10 protein-coding genes and 1 tRNA gene are annotated in these 8,675 nt (G+C 52.7%); 7 read left to right on the forward strand and 4 right to left on the reverse strand.

Annotated elements, in window-relative coordinates; all coding sequences use genetic code 11:
- The 5 genes from FDW87_RS07535 to FDW87_RS07555 form a co-directional block, all read left to right on the forward strand.
- A partial coding sequence (locus FDW87_RS07535) for a DUF932 domain-containing protein (protein ID WP_137379594.1) occupies positions 1-526 on the forward strand: 526 nt, incomplete at its 5' end.
- Between the two features lie 30 nt (positions 527-556).
- Positions 557-997: an antirestriction protein gene (locus tag FDW87_RS07540; protein ID WP_137379595.1), complete on the forward strand. Its 441-nt coding sequence runs from the start codon at positions 557-559 to the stop codon at positions 995-997.
- 12 nt (positions 998-1,009) lie between these two features.
- Positions 1,010-1,552 carry a DNA repair protein RadC gene (radC, locus tag FDW87_RS07545; RefSeq protein WP_137379596.1) on the forward strand — a complete coding sequence of 181 codons (543 nt, stop codon included), beginning with the start codon at positions 1,010-1,012 and terminating at the stop codon, positions 1,550-1,552.
- A gap of 10 nt (positions 1,553-1,562) precedes the next feature.
- Positions 1,563-1,904 (forward strand): type IV toxin-antitoxin system YeeU family antitoxin, encoded by a 342-nt coding sequence (locus FDW87_RS07550; RefSeq protein WP_137379597.1) that lies wholly within the window; start codon positions 1,563-1,565, stop codon positions 1,902-1,904.
- Positions 1,905-1,924: 20 nt separating this feature from the next.
- Complete coding sequence (locus tag FDW87_RS07555) at positions 1,925-2,266, forward strand: TA system toxin CbtA family protein (RefSeq protein ID WP_137379598.1); 342 nt, start codon at positions 1,925-1,927, stop codon at positions 2,264-2,266.
- A gap of 161 nt (positions 2,267-2,427) precedes the next feature.
- On the opposite strand, the gene FDW87_RS07560 is transcribed toward FDW87_RS07555, so the two are convergent.
- Positions 2,428-2,503: transfer RNA gene (locus tag FDW87_RS07560), tRNA-Ile, on the reverse strand.
- Between the two features lie 125 nt (positions 2,504-2,628).
- On the opposite strand from FDW87_RS07560, the gene mug reads away from it, so the two are divergent.
- Positions 2,629-3,135, forward strand: a complete 507-nt coding sequence (gene mug, locus FDW87_RS07565) for a G/U mismatch-specific DNA glycosylase (protein ID WP_016157505.1) — start codon at positions 2,629-2,631, stop codon at positions 3,133-3,135.
- A 45-nt stretch (positions 3,136-3,180) separates the two neighbouring features.
- Here mug and rpoD read toward each other — a convergent pair whose 3' ends face one another.
- From rpoD to rpsU, 3 genes are all read right to left on the reverse strand, one after another.
- Positions 3,181-5,025 (reverse strand): RNA polymerase sigma factor RpoD, encoded by a 1,845-nt coding sequence (gene rpoD / locus FDW87_RS07570; protein ID WP_016154549.1) that lies wholly within the window; start codon positions 5,023-5,025, stop codon positions 3,181-3,183.
- A 164-nt stretch (positions 5,026-5,189) separates the two neighbouring features.
- Positions 5,190-6,935 carry a DNA primase gene (gene dnaG, locus FDW87_RS07575; protein ID WP_019077713.1) on the reverse strand — a complete coding sequence of 582 codons (1,746 nt, stop codon included), beginning with the start codon at positions 6,933-6,935 and terminating at the stop codon, positions 5,190-5,192.
- A 239-nt stretch (positions 6,936-7,174) separates the two neighbouring features.
- Positions 7,175-7,390 (reverse strand): 30S ribosomal protein S21, encoded by a 216-nt coding sequence (gene rpsU, locus FDW87_RS07580; RefSeq protein ID WP_001144069.1) that lies wholly within the window; start codon positions 7,388-7,390, stop codon positions 7,175-7,177.
- Between the two features lie 235 nt (positions 7,391-7,625).
- On the opposite strand from rpsU, the gene tsaD reads away from it, so the two are divergent.
- A complete protein-coding gene (gene tsaD / locus FDW87_RS07585) occupies positions 7,626-8,639 on the forward strand; it encodes a tRNA (adenosine(37)-N6)-threonylcarbamoyltransferase complex transferase subunit TsaD (RefSeq protein WP_049259813.1) in 1,014 nt (337 codons plus the stop codon).
- The last annotated feature ends 36 nt before the right edge of the window (positions 8,640-8,675 follow it).

Consider the following 8,675-nt stretch of genomic DNA (forward strand, 5'->3'; position numbering starts at 1 on the left):
AATCATTCTACTTAACAGCCATGACGGCTCATCAAGCTACCAGATGCTGCCGGGGTTATTTCGCGGCGTCTGTACCAATGGCCTGGTCTGCGGTCAGTCATTCGGAGAAGTGCGGGTACCGCATAAAGGGAATGTTGTTGAGAAGGTGATTGAAGGGGCTTACGAAGTGCTCGGTGTGTTTGACCGGGTGGAGGAGAAGCGCGATGCAATGCAGTCACTGGCACTGCCAGAACCAGCCCGTAACGCCCTGGCGAATGCCGCGCTGAAGTATCGCTTTGGTGAAGACCACCAGCCGGTCACGGTATCGCAGTTGCTGACCCCACGTCGCCGGGAGGACTACAACGATGACCTGTGGACCGTCTACCAGCGCGTGCAGGAGAACCTGATGAAAGGAGGTCTGTCAGGGCGAACCGCTAAGGGGAAAAGCAGCCGCACCCGTGCTGTTACCGGCATTGATGGCGATGTGAAGCTCAATCGCGCCCTTTGGGTTATGGCAGAAAACATGCTCGAATTTTTCGGGCGTTAAACAAACGTTCCGGCATAAGGAGATAGTCTAATGGATACACAAACCTTTCAGTTCGCTGAGCAGGCAGCAATTACTGCCTCAGTGGTCCCTGGCGAGTTACGCATCGGCTTCTGGCCGCTGCATTTTGGCTCTATCCCACAATGGATAACCCTTGAGCCCCGAATCTTCGGCTGGATGGATCGTCTGTGCGCTGATTACAGCGGCAGCGTCTGGAGTTTTTATACACTCAGCAACGGCGGCGCGTTTATGGCTCCAGAACCCGACGGTGAAAAATGGACGTTGTTCAACCCGATGAATGGCAACGGCGTGGAGATGAGCGGAGAGGCTGCCGGTATTGCGGTCTGCCTGATGGCATTTAGTCACCACGCCTGTCGTACCGAATGTGATGCGATGACTGAGCACTATTATCGCTTACGTGACTTCGCGCTAAACCATCCGGAATGCAGCGCCATTATGCATCTAATCGACTGAGGAATACCGAACATGAATACCGCATTATCCCCGCAGTCATCTCAGCCTGAACTCTTTCCACTGGCGATTATGGCCCAGCATGGTGGTCTGCTCCCCGCGACCTCCGGATTAACCCCCTATGCCCAACGCACCATCCGCCGCGCTATCAACCTGCTGGATAAATATCTGCGCCAGCCCGGCATATCCTTTACTTCAAGTACTGCGGCCCGTGACTGGCTTCGGTTACAGCTAGCCAGACAGGAGCGGGAAATGTTTATGGTGCTCTACCTCGATAATCAGCATCGTTTACTGGAGAGCGAAACGCTGTTTGCCGGTTCGATTAACCATGTCCAGGTCCATCCGCGTGAGGTGGTGAAGTCAGCGCTTCGCTTCAATGCTGCAGCTGTCGTGCTGGCTCATAACCATCCCTCCGGCGATCCGGAGCCCAGTCAATGCGACCGCAACATTACAGGCAGGCTTAAAGAAGCATTAGCAGTGGTTGATGTGAGCACGCTCGATCATCTGGTCATCGGCTCAGAGAGCATTGTTTCGTTTGCAGAGCGAGGGTGGATATGAAGGTACTTCAATGAAATCTACTGACTCAGAGAACGAATTATTTCTCAAGTGGGGACTGAATCGTAATGTGACACCTTGCTTTGGCGCTCGTCTGGTACAGGAGGGAAACCGACTTCATTATCTGGCTGACCGGGCCAGCATTACCGGTGAATTCAGTAACGCAGAACCTTTGAAGTTGGATGAAGTATTCCCGCATTTTATCAGTCAGATGGAATTGATGTTGACCACTGGTGAAATGAATCCTCGACATGCCCACTGTGTCACCCTGTACCAGAATAGTTTCACCTGCGAAGCCGATACCCTTGGTAGTTGCGGCTACGTATACATCGCCGTTTACCCCACTCATCGTTAACTACTTTCACAAGAGCAAATATGAAAACACTACCTGCAACAAATCCGCAGGCGGCGAAGCCCTGCCTGTTGCCCGTGGCTGTCTGGCAAATGTTACTGACCCGCCTGCTGGAACAGCACTATGGCCTGACGCTAAACGACACTCCATTCAGTGATGAGACGGTTATTCAGGAACATATCGATGCCGGTATCACCTTGGCCGATGCAGTCAACTTTCTGGTGGATAAGTACGAACTGGTTCGTATCGATCGCAGAGGGTTTAGCTGGCAGGAACAATCGCCTTATCTTCGGGCTGTAGATATTCTGCGAGCACGACAAGCAACTGGCTTGCTGCGACGGAGCCGTAATAATGCTGTATCGTGAATATTACGGACGGTATTACTGGCTTTTATCACTATCGGGGAATGCATGCAGCGAGATGAAGAGGGCAGGGAGGTAATTCCTTACCTGACCCATTACCTGACCCGATTCGTATAAAACGAAAAAGGAGTCAGACGATTTCTCATCTAACTCCTTGTTTTATTTGGTGGCCCCTGCTGGACTTGAACCAGCGACCAAGCGATTATGAGTCGCCTGCTCTAACCACTGAGCTAAGGGGCCGTGGCGGTGGATTATAAAGTAACTCCGCGTTGCAATCCAGACATAAGCGTACGGATGCTGTTTTTATAAACAATGTATTTTCAGTCCGTTATACTTGTTCCTCTGATGTATTGATGGGAGTAATTATGGTTAAGGACATACTGGCGCCGGGGCTGCGGGTGGTGTTTTGCGGCATCAATCCGGGGTTGTCTTCCGCAGGTACAGGATTCCCCTTTGCACATCCCGCTAATCGCTTCTGGAAGGTCATCCATCAGGCGGGATTTACCGATCGCCAGCTCAAACCCGAAGAGGCACAACACCTGCTGGACTTCCGTTGCGGCGTGACTAAATTTGTCGACAGACCGACGGTGCAAGCCAATGAAGTGAAGCTACAGGAGATGCGCAACGGCGGCCGTAAGCTCATTGAGAAAATAGAGGAGTATCAGCCTGCTGCACTCGCAATCCTTGGGAAGCAGGCATTTGAGCAGGGCCTCAGCCAGCGTGGGGCGCAGTGGGGAAAACAAACGCTGACTATTGGCGCGACGAAAATATGGGTTTTGCCGAATCCCAGCGGGTTAAGCCGGATTACGCTGGATAAACTGGTGGAGGCGTATCGGGAAGTGAATGACGCCCTGGCCAGGCGGGGACTATAAAGAAAAACGCCACCTTGCGGTGGCGTTTATGCTTATGCGGCGAGATTAATCGTCGAGGAAGCTACGCAGCACTTCAGAGCGGCTCGGGTGGCGCAGTTTACGCAGCGCTTTCGCTTCGATCTGACGGATACGTTCGCGGGTAACGTCGAACTGTTTACCGACTTCTTCCAGCGTGTGGTCGGTATTCATATCGATACCGAAACGCATACGCAGAACTTTCGCTTCACGGGCGGTCAGGCCAGCCAGAACGTCGTGCGTTGCGGCACGCAGGCTCTCGGTGGTAGCAGAATCCAGCGGCAGCTCGAGGGTGGTATCCTCGATGAAATCACCCAGATGCGAATCTTCATCGTCGCCGATCGGCGTTTCCATGGAGATAGGCTCTTTAGCGATCTTCAGCACTTTACGGATCTTGTCTTCCGGCATCAGCATGCGTTCAGCCAGCTCTTCCGGCGTCGGCTCGCGGCCCATCTCTTGCAGCATCTGACGGGAGATACGGTTGAGCTTGTTGATGGTCTCAATCATATGTACCGGGATACGGATGGTACGTGCCTGATCCGCGATCGAGCGGGTGATCGCCTGACGGATCCACCAGGTTGCATAGGTAGAGAACTTGTAACCACGACGGTATTCAAACTTATCAACCGCTTTCATCAGACCGATGTTACCTTCCTGAATCAAATCCAGGAACTGCAGACCACGGTTGGTGTATTTCTTGGCGATAGAGATAACCAGACGTAAGTTCGCTTCAACCATCTCTTTTTTCGCACGGCGGGCTTTCGCTTCACCGATGGACATGCGACGGTTGATGTCTTTAACCTGCTCGATGGTCAGGCCGGTTTCTTCTTCAATCTGCTGCAGTTTCTGCAGTCCGCGGTGAACGTCATCTGCCACGTCGTGCAGTTTTTCAGACCACGGTTTGTTCATCGCGATTGCCGCGTTGAACCAGGTTTCGCTGGTTTCGTTGCCAGTGAACAGGGTGATGAAGTTTTTCTTCGGCATTTTGCACTGCTCAACGCAGAGCTTCATGATCAGACGTTCCTGAGTACGCACGCGGTCCATCATGACGCGCATGCTGTTTACCAGGTAGTCGAACTGCTTCGGCACCAGGCGGAACTGTTTGAACACTTCAGACAGCTTCTGAATTTCTTCCTGTGCGGCAGCATGGCTGCGGCCTTTCGCTTTGATGGTGTCGCGAGTGATTTCGTACTGAGTACGCAGTTCACCGAATTTTTCACGCGCTAATTCAGGGTCGATGCTGTTGTCGTCATCGCTGCTGTCGTCGTCATCTTCTTCATCTTCGTCTGCATCGTCATCCATCTCTTCCTGAGAGAGTTCAGAACCGACGTGTGTCGCCGTTGGCGCCATGTCTTCTTCCGCGTTCGGATCGACAAAGCCGGTGATCAGATCGGAAAGACGCGCTTCTTCAGCTTCTACACGATCGTATTGCTCAAGCAGGTAGGTGATGGCTTCCGGGTATTCGGCAACGGAGCATTGAACCTGGTTAATCCCGTCTTCGATGCGTTTAGCGATGTCGATTTCGCCTTCACGGGTTAACAGTTCAACGGTACCCATTTCACGCATGTACATGCGGACCGGGTCAGTTGTACGACCGATTTCGGACTCAACGCTGGACAGAACCTGGGCAGCCGCTTCTTCCGCGTCTTCATCGGTGCTGTTGGAGGTTTCAGCAAGCAGCAGATCATCGGCATCAGGTGCTTCTTCCATCACCTGAATACCCATGTCATTGATCATTTGGATGATGTCTTCGATTTGATCTGAATCGACGATATCTTCCGGCAGATGGTCATTGACCTCGGCATAGGTCAGATAGCCTTGCTCCTTACCACGTTGGACAAGTAGCTTCAGCTGTGACTGCGGGTTTTGCTCCATAAGACGGTATCCACACTTAATTCGTTTGATTGGTGTTGGGCGGTAAAACCGCCAACGGCAAAACGAGGGCATACTTATATTTTGCCGCTGCCTCTCCGTGCGGCTGTCGGGGGCTTCCCGAGCGATATTCGGCAGTTAAGCCGTTAAATACTTTTGTCTTTCTGTTATTTCTTGGCCAGTTCCTGGTTCAGCGTCCAGAGTTCCCGGCGTTCTTCGCTGCTTAAACCGTGTGTGCGCTCACGAGCTATCAACTCTTCCTGGCGCAGCTCAAGCATCGAATCAAACATATGGTTGAGTGAGTCGGTGAAGGTTTTTTCTGCGATATCTTTATCTGCTATATCGTCCCACATCGACAGTTTTTCAAGGGTCGCAGCATCATTTGTGCCACGATAGTGTTCTAAAAGTTGTCCGGTGGTCAGACCTGGCTGAGCCAGACAAGTGTTGACCAGTTCTCTGAATAAGCCAAGTCCAGGCAGCTTATTGCTATCCAGTGCGCCTAACGGCGGAACCAGCGGGGCGAGACCCGGGTTCTGTACCAGCAACCCTATAAGTATACGCATGGTCGTACGTTTTAGCTGTGGAACAGGGCGGGAAGCCCCATTTTCTGCCAGTTTTGGCATTAAACGTTCAAGCTGGCTGTCATCCAGAATGCCGAGCTTGTTTCCCAACTCCTGTCGCAGATAAATGCGCAACGTTTCGCCTGGTACCTGAGTAATCAGCGGTAATGCCAGCGTGCTGAGCTGTGCGCGTCCGTCCGGGGTACTCAAATCCACCTGTGGCATCAGGCTGTTAAATAAAAACGCGGAGAGTGGCAGCGCCTGCTCCATCCGGGCTTCAAAGGCCTCTTTCCCTTCTTTACGCACCAGCGTATCGGGGTCTTCGCCGTCAGGTAAAAACATAAAGCGTAGCTGGCGTCCGTCTGTCATATAGGGCAGTGCGGTTTCCAGCGCGCGCCATGCTGCGTCGCGTCCGGCACGGTCACCGTCGTAACAGCAAATTACGTTGTTCGTCGCGCGGAACAACAACTGGATGTGATCGGCGGTGGTTGACGTCCCAAGGGATGCCACAGCGTAGTTAATGCCGTATTGCGCCAGCGCCACCACATCCATATAGCCTTCTACCACTAACAGGCGCTGCGGATCGGCGTTATCCTGCTGGGCTTCATAAAGGCCATACAGCTGGCGACCTTTATGGAAAATATCGGTTTCCGGGGAGTTGAGATACTTCGGCAGGGCATCGCCCAGCACGCGTCCACCAAAACCAATGACTCGACCACGTTTGTCGCGGATGGGGAACATCACCCGTTCGCGGAAGCGATCGTAACTGCGTCCCTGATCGTTGGTGACCAACATTCCCGCATCGACCAGCGATTTACGATTCTCAGCATTGCCGCCAAACCGTTTCAGGACGTTGTCCCAGCCGGGGGGCGCAAAACCAATAGCAAAACGGGTGATCACGTCGCTACTTAATCCTCGCTTTTCCAGGTACTGGCGCGCGGGGGTAGCGGCGGGTTGCATCAAAGACTGTTGATAAAAAGTGTTCAGGCCGTCCATCAATTGATAAAGGCTTTGCCGTTGATGGCGCTCTATCTGACTAGGGCCACTGCCTGCTTCATAGGGCACTTCAAGGTTGTGCATTGCGGCCAGTTCTTCGACGGTTTCCACAAACTCGAGCTTGTCGTAGTTCATGAGAAAGTCGACGGCGTTGCCATGTGCGCCACACCCAAAGCAGTGATAAAACTGTTTCTCACCGTTTACGGTGAAAGAGGGGGTTTTTTCGTTATGGAACGGACAGCACGCGTGATAATTTTTGCCCTGCTTCTTCAGCTTTACCCGCGCGTCGATGAGATCGACAATGTCGGTTCTTGCCAGCAGGTCATTTATAAATACGCGTGGAATTCGTCCAGCCATATGCCCCGTTTATTTTTTATGACTTATATACACAAAATCATTCAAGATGCTTCAAGACGGCAAGGGAGCGAATCCTCAGGAGCGTACATCAGTACGTGACTGGAGGGAACGACTGCAGCCAACGCAGAGGCAGCTTGAATGATGACGCGTATAAACGAAAACAAGCCGCGCATTCCTTCCGGAAGCACGGCCTTACAACTACAACTCTGTCTGAATTGAGAGCCTTGGCTCTCAATGGATTAGTACAGACGAGTACGGCGTGCGTTTTCGCGAGCCAGTTTCTTCGCGTGACGTTTCACAGCAGAAGCTTTAGCGCGCTTACGTTCAGTAGTCGGTTTTTCATAGAACTCACGACGACGAACTTCCGCCAGAACACCTGCTTTTTCGCATGAACGCTTGAAGCGACGCAGTGCTACGTCGAACGGCTCGTTTTCACGTACTTTAATTACCGGCATGTAACTCTCACCTTTATAAATTCGGTTTGCCGCTGGCATCAACGCCAGCTTATTTCAAAATGGTGCGGAATTTTACTGCAATTGCTGCTGCTTTGTAAAGCACCGACGCGATTTTGAAAGGGACTTTTATAAGGATAAGGAGTATACACGAGCGGAACTCCTGGGGCGAACAAAGTTTTACATCAACCCGCATTGGTCCTACACTGCGCGGTAATAGAGCGAGGTAAAACAAGTCATGCGTGTACTGGGTATTGAAACATCCTGCGATGAAACCGGCATCGCCATTTACGACGATGAAAAAGGTCTTTTAGCCAACCAATTGTATAGTCAGGTGAAATTACACGCTGACTACGGCGGCGTAGTGCCAGAACTGGCCTCGCGCGATCACGTACGTAAAACCGTACCGCTGATCCAGGCCGCGCTGAAAGAAGCGGGACTGACGGCAAAAGAGATTGATGCGGTGGCGTATACCGCAGGTCCTGGTCTGGTTGGCGCGCTGCTGGTCGGCGCAACCGTAGGACGTTCGCTGGCGTTCGCCTGGGGCGTACCGGCAATTCCTGTGCACCATATGGAAGGGCATCTGCTGGCGCCGATGCTGGAAGATAATCCCCCTGCTTTCCCGTTCGTTGCGCTGCTGGTTTCCGGCGGTCACACGCAGCTGATCAGCGTCACCGGTATTGGGCAGTATGAATTACTGGGTGAATCGATAGATGATGCCGCTGGTGAAGCGTTCGATAAAACGGCCAAGCTGCTGGGGCTGGATTATCCTGGCGGCCCAATGCTGTCAAAGCTTGCATCGCAAGGCGTTGAAAAACGCTTTGTCTTCCCGCGCCCGATGACCGACCGTCCGGGTCTGGATTTCAGCTTCTCCGGCCTGAAAACCTTCGCCGCGAATACCATTCGTAATAATGAAAATGACGATCAGACGCGTGCAGATATCGCTCGTGCGTTTGAAGATGCTGTGGTTGATACGCTGATGATCAAGTGTAAACGCGCGCTGGATCAAACCGGTTTTAAACGTCTGGTGATGGCGGGGGGCGTGAGCGCTAACCGTACGCTGCGCGCAAAACTGGCCGAGATGATGCAAAAACGTCGTGGCGAAGTGTTTTACGCACGTCCGGAATTTTGCACCGATAACGGGGCGATGATCGCCTACGCGGGCATGGTGCGTTTTAGAGCGGGTGCAACGGCGGATCTTGGCGTGACCGTGCGTCCTCGCTGGCCGCTGGCGGAATTACCGGCGGCATAAGCACATAATATTGTAGGCCCGGTAAGCGTAGCGCCA

Origin of the sequence: Citrobacter sp. wls826 (assembly GCF_005281245.1) — a bacterium.
GTDB classification, from domain to species: Bacteria; Pseudomonadota; Gammaproteobacteria; order Enterobacterales; family Enterobacteriaceae; genus Citrobacter; species Citrobacter braakii.

What these genes read in the sequence shown, in the direction of transcription:
- FDW87_RS07540 (WP_137379595.1), top strand. Translation starts at nt 557, where the DNA reads ATGGATACACAAACCTTTCAGTTCGCTGAGCAGGCAGCAATTACTGCC.
- radC (WP_137379596.1), top strand. Translation starts at nt 1,010, where the DNA reads ATGAATACCGCATTATCCCCGCAGTCATCTCAGCCTGAACTCTTTCCA.
- FDW87_RS07550 (WP_137379597.1), top strand. Translation starts at nt 1,563, where the DNA reads ATGAAATCTACTGACTCAGAGAACGAATTATTTCTCAAGTGGGGACTG.
- FDW87_RS07555 (WP_137379598.1), top strand. Translation starts at nt 1,925, where the DNA reads ATGAAAACACTACCTGCAACAAATCCGCAGGCGGCGAAGCCCTGCCTG.
- mug (WP_016157505.1), top strand. Translation starts at nt 2,629, where the DNA reads ATGGTTAAGGACATACTGGCGCCGGGGCTGCGGGTGGTGTTTTGCGGC.
- rpoD (WP_016154549.1), bottom strand. Translation starts at nt 5,025, where the DNA reads ATGGAGCAAAACCCGCAGTCACAGCTGAAGCTACTTGTCCAACGTGGT.
- dnaG (WP_019077713.1), bottom strand. Translation starts at nt 6,935, where the DNA reads ATGGCTGGACGAATTCCACGCGTATTTATAAATGACCTGCTGGCAAGA.
- rpsU (WP_001144069.1), bottom strand. Translation starts at nt 7,390, where the DNA reads ATGCCGGTAATTAAAGTACGTGAAAACGAGCCGTTCGACGTAGCACTG.
- tsaD (WP_049259813.1), top strand. Translation starts at nt 7,626, where the DNA reads ATGCGTGTACTGGGTATTGAAACATCCTGCGATGAAACCGGCATCGCC.